We start from the raw sequence: 17,550 nt of genomic DNA on the forward strand, positions 1-17,550 counted from the left end.
TGCAAATTCGGTTCACCTCTTGAGAATTCCATCCACACAGGCACTGCGCGCTCTCGACAGTTTCGCCCGCCACGGCAGCGTCTGGCGTGCCGCTGACGAACTGCACCTCACCCGCAGCGCGGTAAGCCACCAGTTGCGGCTGTTGGAACGCGATCTCGGCTTCGATCTCCTGCAGCGCATCGGCAAAGGGGTGGCACTGACGCCGCGCGGCCAGCGCTACGCAGCCGATGTCAGGAAGGCGCTGACCGTGCTCGGCGACGCGGGGACGCAAAACAGCGGCGCCGGCGTCGGTGGTTCCTTCGCCATTTCCTGTCCTCCGGGCTTCGCCTCGATGTTCCTGTGCAGCCATATCGGCGAGTTCCAGCAAATGTATCGGGACGTGGCGCTGTCTATCCTGACGCCTCGCCGCCTCGACGATGTCAGCAATCCGGAGGCCGACGCCTTCATCGCCTTTGGCGTTGGCAACTGGCCGAACCGGGTGGTGGAGCTGCTTTGCGAAGTCTCCTTCACGCCACTCTGCAGCCCGACGCTGCTCAACAAGGTGGGTGGATTTTCCAAACCCGCCGACGTATTGCGCGCCAATCTGCTGCATCTCGGCGACACCGAGGATTGGGCGCGCTGGCTGGCGCTGTCAAAGGTGGAGAATCCCGATACCGAAGGCGGTATCTTCTTTTCCGACATGAACCTCGTCTTTTCGGCGGCGGTCGCCGGACAGGGTATTGCCATGGGCGACGAGCTGACCGGCCGCCGGGCGCTGAGCGAGGGGCGGCTGGTCAAGCCGTTTGAAGCTTCGGTCCCCTCGCCACGCTCCTATTTCCTGGTCTTCGAGCATGCCAAGGCCAGCCATCCCGTGCTCAATGCCTTCAGCGACTGGCTAAGGGCAAAGCTGTCGGAGAACAGACTCTAATCTCTCCCTCGAGGGGAGATGGCCGCGAAGCGGCCAGAGGGGGTCGGTTCGACTGGGCTCGGCCTGCTGCGGCGGATGAAGGTTGGCGCTCCATGCGCGGCGACCCCCTCTGTCGCCTTTGGCGACATCTCCCCCTCAAGGAGGGAGATTAGGCGCGCCCAGTCTCCCACCCGTGAATCAAATTTGCCGATCAGGCGAAAACTATTCGGTTGCGGTGAGCCGTGAGCCTGCCTACGATTTCACCAGAGACTGAGGAAGAGGCAGGATGCAGCAACCCGGCCGGGCCGCAGAGATCAAGGCAATCGGTATCGGCAAGAGCTTCGGCTCGTTCCGTGCGCTGGACAATCTGTCGCTCAACATCGGCCGCGGCGAGTTCCTGACGCTGCTCGGCCCCTCCGGCTCGGGCAAGACCACCTTCCTGATGATCCTGGCCGGCTTCGTGCAGCCGACCGAAGGCAAGCTTTTCAGCGACGGCACCGACATTACCGACCGCCCTGCCGAGCAGCGCGCCGCCGGCATGGTGTTCCAGGGCTACGCGCTGTTCCCGCATATGAGCGTCGAAGCCAACATCGCTTTCCCGCTCAAGGTGCGCAAGAAATCGGCCGCCGACATCAAGAAGCGCGTCGGTGAAATGATCGAGCGCGTCGGTCTGGTCGGCCACGAGAAGAAATTGCCCTCGCAGCTCTCCGGCGGCCAGCAGCAGCGCGTGGCGCTTGCCCGCGCGCTGGTATTTGAACCGGGCGTGCTCCTGCTCGATGAACCGTTCTCGGCGTTGGACAAGAGCCTGCGCGGCCAGATGCAGGCCGAGATGAAGCGCCTGCACCAGGAAACCGGCACCACCTTCGTCTTCGTCACCCACGACCAGAGCGAGGCGCTGGCGCTGTCGTCGCGCGTCGCCATCTTCAACCACGGCAAACTGCTGCAGGTCGGCGCGCCGGATGAAGTCTACGACCGTCCGGACAACCGCTTCGTCGCCGAGTTCCTCGGTGAGATCAACATGCTGCCGTTAAAGGGCGTGCAACCGGCCGACAATGGCTCGACTGGGCTCTGCGAGGACCGCGCGGTGAGCATGCATTGCAAGGCCGAGAAGGTCCGAGGTGACGCCATCCTGGCGATCCGGCCTGAACACATGTCGATCGCGCGCGAGGCGACCGTCGGCGAAAATGGCATTGCCGCGACCGCCATTGCCTCGACCTATATGGGCGCCGCGACCAAGCTCGACCTGACGACGCGCCAAGGCGCCAAGGTGACCGTCTCGGTGCCGAATGAAGTCGCTGCCGCCGCATTGAGCAAAGGCAATGCCGTCTGGCTGACCTGGCCGGCGGAAAAGGGTTTCCTCCTTCCGGACGGAGGACAATGAGCGCTGGCGCGGACCGATGGGACACGCAGGCTTCCGGGAATGATCAACGACAAAAAAGGGGAACTGACATGACAAACGATACCAAGAAACAAGCCATCGACAGCCTGTCCGCAAGGGCAGGCCGCGGTGAGATCTCCCGGCGCCAGTTCACGCAGCTGGCAGCGCTCGTGCTCGCCGGCACGCCGATGCTGCTGCGCGCGACCGGCGCCTTTGCCCAGGCCAAGGAGCTGGTGCTGGTCAATTGGGGCGGCGACGCCATCACCGCCTATGATGCGGCCTATGGCCAGGCCTTCACCAAGGACACCGGCATCACGGTGAAAATGGACGGCTCGGGCCCGACCGAAGGCGCCATCTCGGCGCAGTTCAAGAGCGGCGCGCCGACCTGGGATCTGGTCGACGTCGACCCGTTCTCGGCCATTACGCTCGGCGCCCAGGGCGCGCTGGAGCCGATCGACTACAAGATCGTCGACAAGACGAAGATGCGCCCCGGCTTTGGCTGGGAGTTTGCCGCTTCGACCTATTTCTTCTCCTATGTCATCGCCTATGATTCCGAGAAATACGGCAAGGATGCCCCAACCGGCATGGCCGACTTCTTCGACGTGAAGAAGTTCCCCGGCAAGCGCTCGCTCTACAAATGGGGCGTGTCGAGCTGGGAAGCGGCGCTTTTGGCCGACGGCATCGCGCCGGCTTCGCTCTACCCGCTCGATCTCAAGCGGGCACATGACAAGATCGCCGCCTTCAAGGAAAACGTCGTCGCCTACTGGGGTGGCGGCGCCGAGAGCCAGAGCGTGCTGCTGAATGGCGAAGCCTCGATGGCCATCGTCTGGTCGACGCGCGCTTCGCTGATCGAGCAGGATTCCGGCGGCAAGATCAAGTTCATCTGGGACCAGGGCCTGATCTCGCCCGGCGCGCTCGCCGTGCTCAAGGGCAACCCGGGCGGCAAAGACGCGGCGATGAAGTTCATCGCCAGCGCCCAGGATCCGCAAAAGCAGCTCGTCATGTTTGACAAGCTTGGCCAGGGCCCGGCCAATCCGGCCGCCGACGCGCTGATCCCCGCCGACAAGAAGCGCATCAACCCCGTCGATCCGGAAAACATGAAGAAGCAGATCGCGCTCGACATGGATTGGTACGCCAAGAACTATGGCGCCGCGCTCGACGAATACACCAAGATCATCTCCGCCTGACCAAGGCCGGGATAATCGGGTCCAGATGAGAGCATATCTCTCCGACAGGATGGGCGCGGCGCTGTTGATGGCGCCGCTGCTCCTGTTTCTTGTCCTGGCCTATGCCTGGCCGTTCCTCGGCGTGGTGAAGTGGAGTTTTACTCTGCCGACGCCAGGGCTTGGCCAGTACGAGGCGTTGCTGACCGACGATCTGGTTCAGTCGGTGTTCATCCGCACGCTGCGCATCGCGGCCATCGTCACTGTCGTGTCCGTCGCCGCCGCCTATGCCATCACGGTCGTCTGGGTGCGCGGCAGCCCGGCGCAGCGCCTCATCGCCGAATTCTGCATCCTGGTGCCGTTCTGGATCTCGGTGCTGACGCGCGCCTTCGGCTGGGTGGCGCTGTTGTCCAATCGCGGCCTGATCAACACCTGGCTGCAATCGATCGGCTTCATCTCCGAACCGCTGACGCTGGTGCGCAACGAGTTCGGCGTCATCGTCGGCATGACGCATTTCCTCATTCCGTTCGCCGTTTTCCCGCTGGCATCGACCATGCGCAGCCTCGACGACCGCGTGCTGCTGGCGGCGCGCGGGCTTGGCTCCAGCCGCATGCGCACCTTCTGGACGGTGTTCGTGCCGATGACGCGCTCCGGCATCATCGGCTCGGCGCTGATCGTCTTCGTCTTCTCGCTCGGCTTCTTCGTCACGCCGGCGATCCTTGGTGGCGGCCGCAGCGTCATGATCGCCGAGCTGATCTATCTCAGGATTTTCCAGAGCCCTGACTGGGGTCTGGGGGCTGCGATCAGCGTCGTGCTGGTGCTATTCGTCGGCGCGCTGATGGCGTTGCTTTTCCGCTACGTCAAACCGAAGCAGCTGATCTGATGCCGACCTATCGCCCCGGGCCCGTCTCGCTGGTCATCGCCGCCTTAGTAGCGCTGTTCCTGCTGATGCCGCTGCTCGCCGTCATCCCGGTGTCGCTGACGCCGAGCCGCATGCTGGCGATGCCATCAGGCGAACTGTCGCTGCGCCACTATCGCTCGCTGATCGAGGATCCGCGCTGGCTCCAGTCGATCCTGCTGTCGATCCGCATCGGCGTCGTCAGCAGCGCTTTTTCCACCGTGCTCGCGCTGTGCTTCAGCCTCGGCGTCTGGATGTTCCAGCCGCGCTTTACCGCCCCTCTCGTCGGCTTCGTGCTGTTGCCGATGGTGGTGCCGCCTGTGGTCTCGGCGATCACGCTATACTTCCTGCTCACGTCGGTCTCCGGCGTCTCTTCCTTCTTCGGCTACGACACCTGGCTTGGCGTCGCAATGGCGCATTCGGTGATGACGGTGCCTTTCGCCACGGTGCTGATCCTGGTCTCGCTCAGCCAGCTCGACCGCCGCATCGACCTTGCCGCGCGGGGCCTCGGCGCCAGTGTCTGGGAGCGCGCCACCCGCATCATCATGCCCAACATCAAGTTCGGCATCGTCACCGCGGCGTTGCTGTCCTTCGTGCTGTCCTGGGAAGAGATCGGCGTCACCCTGTTCATCACCTCGGTCAACGCCATCACGCTGCCGCGCCTGATGTGGATGGGCCTGCGTGACAACATCGATCCGGCGATCGCGGCGCTATCGGTGATCCTGATCATCATCACGGTGCTGGTGCTGGCGGTGCGCAGTGCGGTCACCAGGCAACGCGCCGGGCACTGATCAACCCGACGCACAAAGCTCGCTTTAAGCCCAACGCCTACGGCTCGACAGTGAATTCGGCCCACATGCCGGCGGCATAGTGCCCTGGCACGTTGCAGACAAGCAGGTATTTTCCAGCGATCAGATCGACGGTCAATGTGCCTGATTTGCCGGGGTCAAGTTCCGAAACTTCGCCTTTGTCGCCAGCCTTGTCTTCGTCGACCCGATTCGCGGAATCAATGTAGGGAAGCGGCTTGCCGGGATCGGCAAGGTGCATAACGATCATTTCGTGAATGGTGTCCTTGGAATCATTCTTCACATTGAATGTGGCCTCACCGGCCTTCACTACACCTGGCAAAGCCTTGATGCCCATGGTCGCCTTGGCAAGATCAATTCCGGGCGTCGCATAGGCGAGCCCCATCGGCATCTCCGTATTCGCGCCCTTGTCCCAGAGCGAAATCTGGACAAGCGAAGCAGCCTGGACGACGCTGGCACTGCCGGCCAAGAGCATTGCGGCTGCAAGCCCGAGCGCTGCTTTCCTGTATATGGTTTTCATGACGATCTCCTTCGGGACAGCAGCAGGAGCGCTCTACATCCCGATGTCCATTCCGTCATGAACGTCGCACGCCGTCATTGCGTCAGATCAAACAGGCCGGCGACCGACCGTTCGCTCGCGATTGGACAGTTCATCATCAGCAGCGAGGCGCCCTACACAAACCGCACCGAGACACGGCCGAATCTGCCCAAATCGCCGATGACTTCGTCACCCGCCTCGACGCTGATCGGCGTCACGCAGGTGCCTGTAATCACCACCTGGCCCGGCTCGAGTGCGATGCCGAGGGCCGACAGTTCATTGACGATCCATGTGAGCGCGATACGGGGGTCGCCCAGCACAGCCGCGCCCGATCCATCGTGCCGCGACTTGCCGGAAACGAGACCGGCCACCGGATGCTCCGCGAGGTTCACGTCGCGCCAATCGTCTTCGACGGCCTCGCCGATGACAAACAGATTGGCACAGGCATTGTCGGCTATGAGCTGCGGCGCGCCGACGGCACAGAAATCATTGTAGCGTGAGTCCGGAATTTCGATCGCCGGGTGTAGGCTCGCCACCGCTTCCATCACCATAGGGCGCCGGACGCGGCGGCAACGGACGGCCGAAGCGGAAAGCGAACTCGATCTCGGCAACACGCACCTTGCTCGTCGCCAGCGAAACGGTGCCGCCAATTTCGACCGATTTCTCGGCGAGCAGACGGCCGGCCATCGGGCCATCGACATTGATATGCCTTTGTCCGGCCAGGCTGGTTGCGGCAATCTTCCAGCCGGAAAGCGGAGCTGAAGAACGATCCATCACATGCGACTGAATGGCGTAGCCGTCGATCCGCGTTTGCGGCCGCAACTCCAGGGGTATGGCATCGAGACGGGTGCCGTTGTCCCAATGGCCTACCATCAACCGAGACGCGGCCCTGGCCTTTTCTGCATCGAGCATCGTCAGCTCCGGAAATCTTAAAAAATGCCCCGCTAGCCGGCCAAAGCCGGCAGGGACCATCGTGTGGGCCGGCCCATATGGGGCACGATCCCCTGAGCAGGCAAGCAGGACACCATGTTCATGCCCATCTTGCCGGCGGAACTGGTGCTTGATGCGTGGCTTCCTGGTTCCGGCCATATCGCGACCGCTGACTGGAATATCGGTAAAGTCGTATTTCCGAGATCATCGGCATCCATCATTCTGATGACGAATCGCCATCGCCTTCGCGTGGCGAATGGCTATATCTGGCGAGGCATGCAAAACACGGACAGGCTTTGGAAAAGCATTGTCGGTTGCGCAACGGCTTGAGGAAATGAACTATGACCGCGCCCGGCGATTTGCTGCAGGCACTGTTTCTAAGGCTGAAAAGCGATAAGTCGCTGTCGGCGTTGCTAAGCGGCGCTGGCTTGCTCGAACAGGCAACCGACAATGCCGCCTTTCCCTATGTGACCTGCGGCCAGACCAGCGCCTTTGACTGGAACACCGGCGCCGACAACAATGACGATCAGCTGATCACGCTGCATGTCTGGTCGAAAGCCCAGGGCGAAGCCGAAACGCTTGCCATCATGGACGCCATCAAGACGCGCCTTGCCGATGCGGCGCTGGTGATCGGTCCGCGTGGCCACACGCGGCTGTCGCTTGAATTCACCGAGGCCCGTTACGACGAGGATCTTCTGGTGCATCACGGACTGCTGCGGTTTCGTGCGCTGACGCAGGAAGATGCCTGACACGCTTTCAATCTGACCGTAACGGAGTCTAGATTGGCGTCTCCGGGATTTCGTCGGGTTGGGGCGTCGAAATCACCATCGGTCGTCTCGCGTTCAGGGTGCAGCGGGCATGTTTTTCGCATCGATCACTGTTCATTTCACGTTCAGCACCGATGCGTTACAACGCCGACCATGAAAACGCTTCGCTCCCACTTTCGAACCGCGACCCTGGCGCTCTGTGCTGCCGGGCTGTTCGCGTCGCAGGCGACAGCGATGCCGGTGATCGCGCCCGACCAGGCCAGCGCGATCGTCCTGGCCGCATCCGACTGCTACGCGATCGGCCAGCAGGTGGCCGAGCAGAATGGCGGGACGCTCGCAAAAGCCTCGCAGTCGACACGCGGTGGCCAGCCGGTCTGCGTCATCGTCGTGCTGGTGCCGGGCAAGGACGGGCAGCGTCCGCGCCGTTCCGAGATCGTCGTTCCGCAGAACTGACCAATCTTCCCTCTTAGAGGCCACGTTCCCAGGCCGCCGGAATCGGCCTATATCTGCCCAGTCTTCAATCTGCCCAAGTCTTCAATCTGACCAAGCTCTTCAACAGGTATCGATCTCCGCATGCGTGTACTCGTCGTCGAGGATGACAAGGATCTCAACCGGCAGATAGCGGATGCGCTGGTCGACGCCGGCTATGTCGTCGATCGTGCCTTTGACGGCGAGGAAGGCCATTTCCTCGGCGACACCGAACCCTATGACGCCGTCGTGCTCGATATCGGCCTGCCGCAGATGGACGGCATCAGCGTGGTCGAGCGCTGGCGTCGCGGCGGCCGCAAGATGCCGGTGCTGATCCTGACGGCGCGCGACCGCTGGAGCGACAAGGTCTCCGGCATCGATGCCGGCGCGGACGACTATGTCACCAAGCCGTTCCATATCGAGGAAGTGCTGGCGCGGCTCAGGGCCCTGATCCGCCGCGCTGCCGGCCATGCCTCGTCCGAACTCACCTGCGGGCCGCTGCGTCTCGACACCAAGGCCTCGAAGGCCGATGTCGACGGCGTGCCGCTGAAACTGACCTCGCACGAATTCCGTCTGCTTGCCTATCTGATGCACCATATGGGCGAGGTGGTCTCGCGCACCGAACTGGTCGAGCATCTCTACGACCAGGATTTCGACCGCGATTCCAACACCATCGAGGTCTTTGTCGGGCGGCTGCGCAAGAAGATGGGCATCGACATGATCGAAACCGTGCGTGGCATGGGCTACCGCATGCGCGAGCCGGAGGCGTAACTCGGAACCGCTCAAACCAACCGCAAGGGCGCTGCTTTCGCTGCGCGTGTGGCCGCGTTCGCTGACGTTCCGCGTCATCGCCTTTTCCACGGTGTGGGCGATCCTGACCCTTGTCGTCATCTTCACTTTGATCACCACGCTCTATCGCCAGGCCAGCGAGCGCGGCTTCGACAGCCTTTTGTCGGCGCATCTGTTCAACCTGATCGGGTCCATCGGCATTTCCGACACGGGAGCGCTGACGGGCGCTCCCGACCTCGGCGATCTCCGCTTCTCTGAACCGAATTCAGGCTGGTACTGGTCGGTGGAGCCTGCCTCCGAAGGCGTGCATGGCGACCTTCATTCGTCGTCGATGACGAGCAAAATCCCTTCGCCAAGCGTCGCCGAAGTGCCCTTCAATGCCAGCTTCCAGCGCGGCTATGCGGCTGAAGGCATCGACGGCGAGCAACTCGAAGTGTTCGAGAGCGAATTCGTGCTCGACGCCAAGAACCGCGCCGCGCGTTTCCGCGTCATGGGCAACCAGAGCGAACTGGAACAGGAAATCTCCACCTTCCAGCGCCGCCTGCTGACTTATCTCAGCCTGTTCGGCGTCGGCATGATCGCCATCAACGCCATCGCCATCCTGCTCGGCCTGCAGCCGCTGCGCCGGGTCCGCAACGCGCTTGCCATGGTGCGCGAAGGCACCGCGCAGAGGCTCGACGGCCGCTTCCCGGCCGAGATCGAACCATTAGCCAACGAAACCAATGCCTTGATCGAAAACAACAAACGCATCGTCGAGCGCTCGCGAACCCAGGTCGGCAATCTCGCCCATTCGCTGAAGACGCCGCTGGCGGTGCTGCTCAACGAAGGCCGGGCGCTTGGCGGCGCCAAGGGACAATTGATCGCCGAGCAGGCCGCTTCGATGCAGAAGCAGGTCGACCATTATTTGCAGCGCGCCCGCGTCGCGGCGCAACGCGACAGCGTCGTCTACCGCACGCCGGTGGCGCCGCTGGTGCAGCGCATGGTGCGGGTCTTGCAGAAGCTCAACCCGCAGACCAGCCTGTCGCTGACGCTTCCGGCCACCGAGATCGTGTTTGCCGGTGAGCGCGAGGACCTTGAGGAATTGCTGGGCAATCTTCTCGAAAATGCGATGAAATGGGCAAAGAGCGCGGTGTCGGTCACGGTGGCGCCGTCGGCCGGCAAGGATGACAATCTTTTCGAGATTAGCATCGACGACGACGGCCCAGGCATTCCCGAGGACAAGGCGCGCGATGCGTTGAAGCGTGGAAGGCGCCTGGACGAGACAAAACCGGGAACAGGTCTGGGGCTGGCCATTGTCGCCGACCTCGTCAACGAGTATGGAGGCGTTCTCGCGCTCGAACGGTCCGGCCTGGGTGGATTGAAGGCAGTGGTGCGATTGCGGAGCCTTCAGTGACGCTTTCCCTGGCCAATCGACAGCGGTGGATGGCGTGTGGTATGGCGGCATACCGATTGCTCCAGGAGCGGCCGGCGGTGGCCAAATTTCCGACAAATATCAATACTATGGCCACACCTACTTCTCCGATGACGCGGCCCCCGGCGCATCCATGGCAGGCTCCAACTCAAGAAAACCGGTTGTTGGCATGAAGATTCGCGTCGCGCTCGTTTCCGCCCTGCTGGCCCTATCCGGCTGCGGCACCTTGAGCGGCAAGGGCCCAACGCTCGCGCCGACACCGGCCTCGACGCCTCCGTCAAGCGGCAAGGTCACCAAGTCGATCATTTCGGCGATGGACGGCGGTCTTATCGGCGGCTCGATCGGCAACGGCCTCAGTGAATCGGAAAAACGCAGCGCGCTCGAGGCGGAATACAAGGCGCTCGAATATACGACGAGCGGCCAGAAAGTGGCGTGGAAGGGCGATCAGGCATCGCACTATGGCGAGGTGGTTCCGGCCCAACCCTATCGCGTCGGTTCGCAGGATTGCCGCCAGTACACGCAGACGGTGTTCACCGGCGGAGCAGGCGTCACGGCGCGCGGAACCGCTTGCCGCAACGCCGATGGCAGCTGGACGCCGCTGACCTGATGTCCAGACCGGCTCCGGCCGGTTGATATCGATCAAGGACGTCAGGCGCGGCGGCCGTCAAAGCGTCGCAGGATGCTTGTGTTGGCAGGGCAGGGCTCTGTCGTTATTGGAAGAACCATGCTGTTCTGGGTCATAGCCGCGATACTGACGCTGGGTGCGAGCCTGGCGGTGCTGCTGCCGCTGGCGGCCGGCTCGAAGAGCGACTCATCGAGCGGCGATCACGATCTGGAAGTCTATCGCGATCAATTGTCCGAGCTCGACCGCGACGCCGCGCGTGGCTTGATCCAGCCGGCGGAAGCGGCCGAGGCGCGCGCCGAGATCGCGCGCCGCATCCTTCGCCTCGACACTGCGGATACGGCCGGCAAGGCATCGGCCAGGCAGGTCTCGGTCACGGCGCGCCTTGTCGCGACCGTGGCCGTGCTGGCGGTACCGCTGATCAGCTGGGGTGTTTACAGCCGGCTCGGCTCGCCTGACCTGCCATCGCAGCCGCTCAGCGAACGTCTGGCCAAGAACCCGGCCGACAGTTCGGTCGACGAATTGGTGGCGCGGGCCGAGGCCCACCTTGCCGCCAACCCTTCCGACGGCAGGGGCTGGGACGTGCTGGCCCCGGTCTATCTGCGCATGCAGCGCTTTTCCGACGCGGCGGCCGCGTATCGCAACGCCATCCGCTTCGATGGCGACAGCGCTGTTCGCCAGGCTGGCCTCGGCGAGGCAATCGCCGGTGCGGCGGGCGGCGTTGTTTCCGCCGATGCCCAGGATGCTTTCGAGGCGGCGCTGAAGCTCGATCCGGCCAATGCGAAAGCCAGCTTCTATCTGGCCATGGCCTTGGCGCAGGAGGGACGGAACAAGGATGCGGTCACGGCCTGGCAGGCCATGCTGGGCACTTTGCCACCGGATTCGCCATGGCGCGGCGCTGTCGAACAGGCATTGGCCAAGTCCGGCGAAGTCGCTTCCGGTGCGCCTGCAAAAGGCCCTGACGTTGCGGATGTCGACAACGCATCCTCCCTGTCGCCGCAGGATCGCGAAGCCATGATCAGCACGATGGTCGCCGGCCTCGACGAGAAATTGCGGCAAAATCCGCGTGACCCGGAAGGATGGATGCGGCTCGTTCGTTCCTATGTCGTGCTGGGCAAGGCCGATCAGGCGCGCGATGCGCTCGGCCGCGCCATCGCCGTCTTTGGCGCCGGCAGTGACGAAGCTAAGAAATTCACCGCCTTTGCCGCCTCGCTTGGCCTGACGGCGACGGAGTAGACATGACGCGCAAGCAGAAACGATTGTCGGTCATTGCAGGCGGATTGGCTTTCCTGGGCGCCGCCACCGGGCTAACCTTCTACGCGCTTGGCCAGAAGGCCTCCTATTTCTACATGCCGGCGGACCTCACCACGGCCAGCGTCCAGCCCGGTCAGCGCATCAGGCTCGGCGGTCTGGTTGAAAAAGGCACCATCCAGCGCGGGCAGGGGGCGACGGTCGCTTTTTCGGTTACCGACACGCATAAATCGGTCAAGGTCACCTATACCGGCATTCTGCCCGACCTTTTTCGCGAGGAGCAGGGCGTCATCACTGAGGGCACCTTCGGCCCGGACGGTGTCTTTGTTGCCGACAGCGTGCTGGCCAAGCATGATGAGCGCTATATGCCCAAGGAAGTGGCCGACGGCCTGAAGGCCAAGGGCGTCTGGCAGGAGAGCAAGAGTGAGTAGCGGGAGAGCAGACGTGGATATCGGGAACAACCATGGTTGAAACCGGACATTTCGCGCTGGTCCTGGCGTTCGCGCTTTCGCTGGTGCAGATGATCGTGCCGCTGTTTGGCGCGCGCCTCAACAACCAGCGCCTGATGGCTGTCGGCGGTCCCGTTGCGATCACCGGCTTTGCCCTGACGGCGCTGTCCTTCGCGGCATTGGCCAGTGCCTACGCGAACTCCGATTTCTCGGTGGCGAGTGTGTGGGAAAACTCGCATTCGCTGCAGCCGATGATCTACAAGATCACCGGAACCTGGGGCAATCACGAAGGCTCGATGCTGCTCTGGGTGCTGATCCTGACCTTTTTCGGCGCGCTGGTCGCCGCGTTCGGCTCCAACCTGCCGGCGACGCTGCGCGCCAATGTGCTGGCCGTGCAGGGCGCCATCGGCGCTGCCTTCTTCCTGTTCATCCTGGCGACGTCCAATCCCTTCATCCGGCTCAATCCGGCGCCGATCGAAGGCCGTGACCTCAATCCGGTCCTGCAGGATCTCGGCCTCGCCATTCATCCGCCGCTGCTCTATCTCGGCTATGTCGGCTTCTCGATCTGCTTCTCCTTCTCGGTTGCAGCCCTCATCGAGGGCCGCATCGACGCCTCCTGGGCGCGCTGGGTGCGGCCATGGACACTGGTCGCCTGGATGTTCCTGACCGGCGGCATCGCCATGGGATCATACTGGGCCTATTACGAGCTCGGCTGGGGTGGCTTCTGGTTCTGGGATCCGGTCGAAAACGCCTCCTTTATGCCGTGGCTGGCCGGCACCGCGCTGCTGCATTCGGCCATCGTCATGGAAAAGCGCTCGGCGCTGAAGATCTGGACGCTGCTGCTCGCCATCCTCACCTTTTCGCTGTCGCTGCTCGGCACCTTCCTGGTGCGCTCAGGTGTGCTGACTTCGGTGCACGCCTTCGCCACCGATCCGACACGCGGTGTCTTCATCCTGTGCATCCTGACGCTGTTCATCGGCGGCTCGCTGGCGCTGTTTGCGCTGCGCGCCTCGAGGTTGACGGCCGGCGGCCTGTTCCACCCGATCTCTCGCGAAGGCGCGCTCGTCCTCAACAATCTGTTCCTGACCACGGCGACCGCCACGGTGCTCGTCGGCACGCTTTACCCGCTGGCGTTGGAGGCGCTCACCGGCGACAAGATCTCGGTCGGGGCACCGTTCTTCGACCTCACCTTCGGCCCGTTGATGCTGCCGCTTCTGGCCATCGTGCCGTTCGGTCCGCTGCTGGCCTGGAAGCGGGGCGATGTCTTCGCCGCATCGCAACGCTTGATGGCGGCCTTTGCCACGGCGCTGGCAGCGATGCTGGTCACCGGCCTGTTTATCGACGGCGCGTCGGTGTTCGCCGCCCTCGGCATCGGCCTTGCCGTCTGGCTGGTCGCCGGCGCGCTCACAGATCTCGCCGTCAAGTCCGGCGTCGGCTCGGTCGCCCCGGCCGTCATGTTCAGGCGCTTTGCCGGCCTGCCGCGCTCGGTTTTCGGCACGGCATTGGCTCATCTCGGCCTCGGCCTGACCTTGCTCGGCATCGTCGCCACGCTCTCCTTCGGCACCGAGAAGATCCTCAGCATGCGCGCCGGCGAGACTGTGGAATTGTCCGGCCATACGCTGCGTTTCGTCGGGCTTTATCCGGCGCAAGGGCCAAACTACAGCGAGGACCGTGGCCGCTTCGAACTGATCGGCGTCGGCGGCAGTGCAGTCGGCGAAATCAGTTCCGCCAAGCGTTTCTTTCCGGTACGGCAGACGACGACGACGGAGTCCGGCATCAAGACCCTTGGTTTTTCGCAGCTCTACATTTCGCTCGGTGATGAAGGCAAGGATGGCTCCGTCGTGGTGCGCCTGTGGTGGAAACCGCTGGTGACGCTGATCTGGGGCGGCGGCCTCGTGATGATGGCGGGTGCTGCCATGTCGCTGATGGACAGGCGCCTGCGTGTCGGTGCGCCCTCGCGCCGGCGCAAGCAGGCCAGCGCCGTGGCGCCCGCGGCCCTGCCATGAGTGCAAGGCTTTCACTGATCTCCATTGTTCTTTTGCTGGCGCTGTTCTTTGCCGGTACGGCAATGGCGGTGAAGCCTGACGAGATGCTGGCCGATACGGCGCTCGAGGCGCGGGCGCGGGCGCTGTCGGAAGGCCTGCGCTGCATGGTCTGCCAGAACCAGTCGATCGACGAATCCGATGCCGATCTTGCCCGCGACCTTCGTATCCTGGTGCGCCAGCGCCTGGTCGCCGGCGATACCGACCAGCAGGTTATGGACTATGTCGTTTCGCGCTACGGCGAATTCGTGCTGCTGAAGCCGCGCTTCGACCTGCGCAACGCACTGCTTTGGGGCACGCCCGTGCTGTTGCTGCTGGTCGGAGGCGTATTCATTGCGCTGACCGCGCGGTCGCGCCGGACACTGGCGACAAAGTCGCTGTCATCAGATGAACAGGCGGCACTGGACGCCATCCTTCACCGCGACTGACGGCGGCGACCGCCCCACCAACATTACCAAAGTTTCATGTGTCGGAAATGGCGCCGTAATGTGCGCCTCTCTAATTCTCTCTCCCTGAGGATGCCAATCAAGCAGCGTCCGTTTGAAAGAGGATAAGAGATCCATGAATATTGCCCCCAATTCATATTCCGTCACCCGCAAGCGTCTCATGGCAGCCGTCGCTTCGATCGCCGTTGCCGGCGTGATCGGCGTTGGCGCGTTGACCACTGGAACCAGCCCCGTTCTGGCCGATGCCGTACGCGTCGAGGCGCCGCAGGTGCAAGGCTTCGCCGATGTCGTCGAGCGCGTTTCGCCGGCCGTCGTCAGCGTCAAGGTGAAGGCCAAGATCCAGCCGACGGCCGATGATGGCTCCGATGACCAGGACGGTCTCGACAATCTTCCCAACAATCCCCAGCTGCGCCGCTTCTTCAAGGAATTCCGTGGCTTTGGCGACCAGAACGGCCAGAACGACGACGGCCACCGCCGGTTCGGTCATCGCGACCGCAACAATGACGAGCCGCGCCCGGTGGCACAGGGCTCCGGCTTCTTCATCTCCGATGACGGCTACCTCGTCACCAACAACCACGTCGTCGAAGAGGGCACCGCTTTCACGGTTGTCACCAACGATGGCAAGGAACTCGACGCCAAGCTGGTCGGCACCGACCCGCGCACCGATCTCGCCGTGCTCAAGGTCGAAGGCAGCGGCAAGTTCACCTATGTCGACTTCGCCGACGATTCCAAGGTTCGGGTCGGCGACTGGGTTGTGGCCGTCGGCAATCCGTTCGGTCTCGGTGGCACCGTCACCGCCGGCATCGTGTCGGCGCGTGGCCGTGACATCGGCGCCGGCCCGTATGACGATTTCCTCCAGATCGACGCTTCGGTCAACCGCGGCAATTCGGGCGGCCCGACCTTCAATCTCAACGGCCAGGTTGTCGGCATCAACACCGCGATCTTCTCGCCTTCGGGCGGCAGTGTCGGTATCGCCTTCGATATTCCTGCCTCGACCGCCAAGCAGGTTGTCGAAGACCTGATGAAGAACGGTGCGGTGCAGCGCGGCTGGCTCGGCGTCGAAATCCAGCCGGTCACGTCTGACATCGCCGAATCGCTCGGTCTGAAGACCAACAATGGCGCGTTGGTTTCGAGCGCCCAGGACGATGGCCCGGGCAAGAAGGCCGGCATCACCGCCGGCGACGTCATCACCCAGGTCGAGGGCAAGGACGTCGCTTCGCCGAAGGAACTCGCCCGCCTGATTGGCGCCTATTCGCCGGGCAAGTCGGTTGACGTCACCGTCTGGCGCGACGGCAAGAGCCAGACGATCAAGGTCGATCTCGGCAAGCTGCCGGCCAGCGACAAGCAGGCCTCGAACGACCAGCCGCCGCAGCCCGCCACCCCGGCGAAGCCCGACACGCTGGCCGATCTCGGTCTCAAAGTCACCAAGTCCGAAAACGGCAAGGGTCTTGTGGTGACCGATGTCGATCCCGACAGCGATGCCGCCGATCGCGGCATCCAGCCGGGTGACATCATCACCGCTGTCAACTCGACCGAAGTCAACGGCACCGACGACGTCACCAAGGCAATGACCGAAGCGGTGAAGGCCGGACGCAAGGCCGTTCTGATGCAGATCACCCGCGACGACAACAACCGCTTCGTCGCGCTGCCCGTCGCCAAGGGCTGACAACGACTTTTCCGGTGCGGCGGTTTCAAACACCCCCGAGCCACCGCATGGGAAAGCATGGAGCCGGGTACGTTAGTCAGTCATCGTGCTCTCCTCCAGCGGCAGCGGGCCTCCCATCGCCCGCTGCCGCACATTTTGGAAGTCGCCTAAAAGCGCTCCCTCGGGCCTGGGCCGAGAGGACGTCATGATTGCAGGACCATGCCCCGAAACAGGACCGAAACAGGCTTGTCCGGGATGAAGACAATCAGAGAACAAGATTTTATCGCGCGCGGTCCCGATCATCTTGATCGCGACGCGCTTTGGCAAAGGCTAAAATGCAGATGCCGGCTACTCAACCTTCCAGCGAAATCGCGTATAACGGCCCCATGAAGATTCTCGTCATAGAAGACGATCGCGAGGCTGCGGATTATCTGCAGAAAGCCTTCGCCGAGGCCGGTCATACCGCGCATGTCGCCGGTGATGGCGAAACCGGTTTCGCGCTTGCCGACGCCGGCGACTACGACGTGATGGTCATCGACCGGATGATGCCGCGCCGCGACGGCCTGTCGGTCATTGCGGGTCTTCGCTCCCGGGGCAACACCACGCCGGTGCTGATCCTATCGGCGCTGGGCGAGGTCGATGACCGGGTCACCGGCCTGCGCGCCGGCGGCGACGACTATCTGACCAAGCCCTATGCGTTCTCCGAGCTTCTGGCCCGCGTCGAGGTGTTGAACCGCCGCGCCAGCGCCAAGGAGGCCGAAACCGTCTACCGGGTTGGCGACCTTGAACTCGACAGGCTGTCGCATTCGGTCCGCCGGGCGGCGCGCGAGATCACGCTGCAGCCGCGCGAGTTCCGCCTGCTCGAATATCTGATGCGCCATGCCGGCCAGGTCGTGACGCGCACCATGCTGCTCGAAAATGTCTGGGATTATCATTTCGACCCGCAGACCAATGTCATCGACGTTCACGTCTCGCGGTTGCGCGGCAAGATCGAAAAGGGTTTCGACAAGCCGATCCTGCATACGGTTCGCGGCGCCGGCTACATGCTGAAGGGCGGCTAG

18 protein-coding genes and 1 pseudogene are annotated in these 17,550 nt (G+C 63.2%); 17 read left to right on the plus strand and 2 right to left on the minus strand.

The genetic code is table 11. From position 1 onward, the window contains the following. The first annotated feature begins 19 nt into the window (after positions 1-19). From AC1D05_RS25655 to AC1D05_RS25675, 5 genes are all read left to right on the plus strand, one after another. Positions 20-907: a LysR substrate-binding domain-containing protein gene (locus AC1D05_RS25655; RefSeq protein ID WP_477444516.1), complete on the plus strand. Its 888-nt coding sequence runs from the start codon at positions 20-22 to the stop codon at positions 905-907. 265 nt (positions 908-1,172) lie between these two features. Next, entirely contained in the window at positions 1,173-2,267 is a 1,095-nt protein-coding gene (locus tag AC1D05_RS25660) for an ABC transporter ATP-binding protein (protein ID WP_477444517.1), read from the plus strand. A gap of 68 nt (positions 2,268-2,335) precedes the next feature. Further along, on the plus strand, positions 2,336-3,451 hold the full coding sequence (locus AC1D05_RS25665) for an ABC transporter substrate-binding protein (RefSeq protein WP_477444518.1): 1,116 nt from the start codon (positions 2,336-2,338) through the stop codon (positions 3,449-3,451). A gap of 25 nt (positions 3,452-3,476) precedes the next feature. Further along, positions 3,477-4,310, plus strand: a complete 834-nt coding sequence (locus AC1D05_RS25670) for an ABC transporter permease (RefSeq protein WP_477444519.1) — start codon at positions 3,477-3,479, stop codon at positions 4,308-4,310. Continuing rightward, entirely contained in the window at positions 4,310-5,116 is an 807-nt protein-coding gene (locus tag AC1D05_RS25675) for an ABC transporter permease (protein ID WP_477444520.1), read from the plus strand. Before AC1D05_RS25670 ends, AC1D05_RS25675 begins: the two co-directional genes overlap by 1 nt. A gap of 37 nt (positions 5,117-5,153) precedes the next feature. Here the strand turns inward: AC1D05_RS25675 and AC1D05_RS25680 are convergent, their stop codons facing one another. After that, the gene (locus tag AC1D05_RS25680) at positions 5,154-5,651 is read right to left on the minus strand and encodes a sulfocyanin-like copper-binding protein (RefSeq protein ID WP_477444521.1); all 498 of its coding nucleotides are present in this window, start codon (positions 5,649-5,651) and stop codon (positions 5,154-5,156) included. Positions 5,652-5,803: 152 nt separating this feature from the next. Then, positions 5,804-6,581, minus strand: a pseudogene (locus tag AC1D05_RS25685) (2-keto-4-pentenoate hydratase). 114 nt (positions 6,582-6,695) lie between these two features. Between AC1D05_RS25685 and AC1D05_RS25690 the strand changes: the two are divergent. The 12 genes from AC1D05_RS25690 (at position 6,696) to AC1D05_RS25745 (ending at position 17,550) form a co-directional block, all read left to right on the plus strand. Further along, positions 6,696-6,929: a hypothetical protein gene (locus AC1D05_RS25690; RefSeq protein WP_477444522.1), complete on the plus strand. Its 234-nt coding sequence runs from the start codon at positions 6,696-6,698 to the stop codon at positions 6,927-6,929. A gap of 11 nt (positions 6,930-6,940) precedes the next feature. After that, complete coding sequence (locus AC1D05_RS25695; protein WP_477219518.1) at positions 6,941-7,348, plus strand: DUF3168 domain-containing protein; 408 nt, start codon at positions 6,941-6,943, stop codon at positions 7,346-7,348. 171 nt (positions 7,349-7,519) lie between these two features. Then, complete coding sequence (locus tag AC1D05_RS25700; RefSeq protein WP_477444523.1) at positions 7,520-7,819, plus strand: hypothetical protein; 300 nt, start codon at positions 7,520-7,522, stop codon at positions 7,817-7,819. A gap of 120 nt (positions 7,820-7,939) precedes the next feature. Continuing rightward, positions 7,940-8,605 (plus strand): response regulator transcription factor, encoded by a 666-nt coding sequence (locus AC1D05_RS25705; RefSeq protein ID WP_019857144.1) that lies wholly within the window; start codon positions 7,940-7,942, stop codon positions 8,603-8,605. Between the two features lie 40 nt (positions 8,606-8,645). Further along, positions 8,646-10,016 carry an ATP-binding protein gene (locus AC1D05_RS25710; protein WP_477444555.1) on the plus strand — a complete coding sequence of 457 codons (1,371 nt, stop codon included), beginning with the start codon at positions 8,646-8,648 and terminating at the stop codon, positions 10,014-10,016. A 187-nt stretch (positions 10,017-10,203) separates the two neighbouring features. Beyond that, positions 10,204-10,641, plus strand: coding sequence for a hypothetical protein (locus AC1D05_RS25715; RefSeq protein WP_096456239.1), 438 nt, complete (start codon positions 10,204-10,206; stop codon positions 10,639-10,641). 117 nt (positions 10,642-10,758) lie between these two features. Beyond that, the gene (gene ccmI / locus AC1D05_RS25720) at positions 10,759-11,892 is read left to right on the plus strand and encodes a c-type cytochrome biogenesis protein CcmI (RefSeq protein ID WP_477444524.1); all 1,134 of its coding nucleotides are present in this window, start codon (positions 10,759-10,761) and stop codon (positions 11,890-11,892) included. 2 nt (positions 11,893-11,894) lie between these two features. Next, positions 11,895-12,338 (plus strand): cytochrome c maturation protein CcmE, encoded by a 444-nt coding sequence (gene ccmE / locus AC1D05_RS25725; RefSeq protein ID WP_477444525.1) that lies wholly within the window; start codon positions 11,895-11,897, stop codon positions 12,336-12,338. A 32-nt stretch (positions 12,339-12,370) separates the two neighbouring features. After that, positions 12,371-14,362 (plus strand): heme lyase CcmF/NrfE family subunit, encoded by a 1,992-nt coding sequence (locus AC1D05_RS25730; protein WP_477444526.1) that lies wholly within the window; start codon positions 12,371-12,373, stop codon positions 14,360-14,362. Continuing rightward, on the plus strand, positions 14,359-14,826 hold the full coding sequence (locus AC1D05_RS25735; protein WP_477444527.1) for a cytochrome c-type biogenesis protein: 468 nt from the start codon (positions 14,359-14,361) through the stop codon (positions 14,824-14,826). The genes AC1D05_RS25730 and AC1D05_RS25735 overlap by 4 nt, the downstream gene beginning before the upstream one ends. Before the next feature lie 133 nt (positions 14,827-14,959). Beyond that, positions 14,960-16,510 (plus strand): Do family serine endopeptidase, encoded by a 1,551-nt coding sequence (locus AC1D05_RS25740; RefSeq protein ID WP_477444528.1) that lies wholly within the window; start codon positions 14,960-14,962, stop codon positions 16,508-16,510. A gap of 365 nt (positions 16,511-16,875) precedes the next feature. Beyond that, positions 16,876-17,550, plus strand: a complete 675-nt coding sequence (locus AC1D05_RS25745; RefSeq protein ID WP_027041628.1) for a response regulator transcription factor — start codon at positions 16,876-16,878, stop codon at positions 17,548-17,550.

The organism is Mesorhizobium sp. P2_E9 (assembly GCF_056403815.1).

Bases quoted from the DNA above. Each gene is read 5' to 3' on its own strand.
- ccmI (WP_477444524.1), top strand. From the start codon at position 10,759: ATGCTGTTCTGGGTCATAGCCGCGATACTGACGCTGGGTGCGAGCCTG.
- AC1D05_RS25675 (WP_477444520.1), top strand. From the start codon at position 4,310: ATGCCGACCTATCGCCCCGGGCCCGTCTCGCTGGTCATCGCCGCCTTA.
- AC1D05_RS25660 (WP_477444517.1), top strand. From the start codon at position 1,173: ATGCAGCAACCCGGCCGGGCCGCAGAGATCAAGGCAATCGGTATCGGC.
- AC1D05_RS25715 (WP_096456239.1), top strand. From the start codon at position 10,204: ATGAAGATTCGCGTCGCGCTCGTTTCCGCCCTGCTGGCCCTATCCGGC.
- AC1D05_RS25735 (WP_477444527.1), top strand. From the start codon at position 14,359: ATGAGTGCAAGGCTTTCACTGATCTCCATTGTTCTTTTGCTGGCGCTG.
- AC1D05_RS25695 (WP_477219518.1), top strand. From the start codon at position 6,941: ATGACCGCGCCCGGCGATTTGCTGCAGGCACTGTTTCTAAGGCTGAAA.
- ccmE (WP_477444525.1), top strand. From the start codon at position 11,895: ATGACGCGCAAGCAGAAACGATTGTCGGTCATTGCAGGCGGATTGGCT.
- AC1D05_RS25680 (WP_477444521.1), bottom strand. From the start codon at position 5,651: ATGAAAACCATATACAGGAAAGCAGCGCTCGGGCTTGCAGCCGCAATG.
- AC1D05_RS25690 (WP_477444522.1), top strand. From the start codon at position 6,696: ATGTTCATGCCCATCTTGCCGGCGGAACTGGTGCTTGATGCGTGGCTT.
- AC1D05_RS25700 (WP_477444523.1), top strand. From the start codon at position 7,520: ATGAAAACGCTTCGCTCCCACTTTCGAACCGCGACCCTGGCGCTCTGT.
- AC1D05_RS25670 (WP_477444519.1), top strand. From the start codon at position 3,477: ATGAGAGCATATCTCTCCGACAGGATGGGCGCGGCGCTGTTGATGGCG.
- AC1D05_RS25730 (WP_477444526.1), top strand. From the start codon at position 12,371: ATGGTTGAAACCGGACATTTCGCGCTGGTCCTGGCGTTCGCGCTTTCG.
- AC1D05_RS25665 (WP_477444518.1), top strand. From the start codon at position 2,336: ATGACAAACGATACCAAGAAACAAGCCATCGACAGCCTGTCCGCAAGG.
- AC1D05_RS25740 (WP_477444528.1), top strand. From the start codon at position 14,960: ATGAATATTGCCCCCAATTCATATTCCGTCACCCGCAAGCGTCTCATG.
- AC1D05_RS25705 (WP_019857144.1), top strand. From the start codon at position 7,940: ATGCGTGTACTCGTCGTCGAGGATGACAAGGATCTCAACCGGCAGATA.
- AC1D05_RS25745 (WP_027041628.1), top strand. From the start codon at position 16,876: ATGAAGATTCTCGTCATAGAAGACGATCGCGAGGCTGCGGATTATCTG.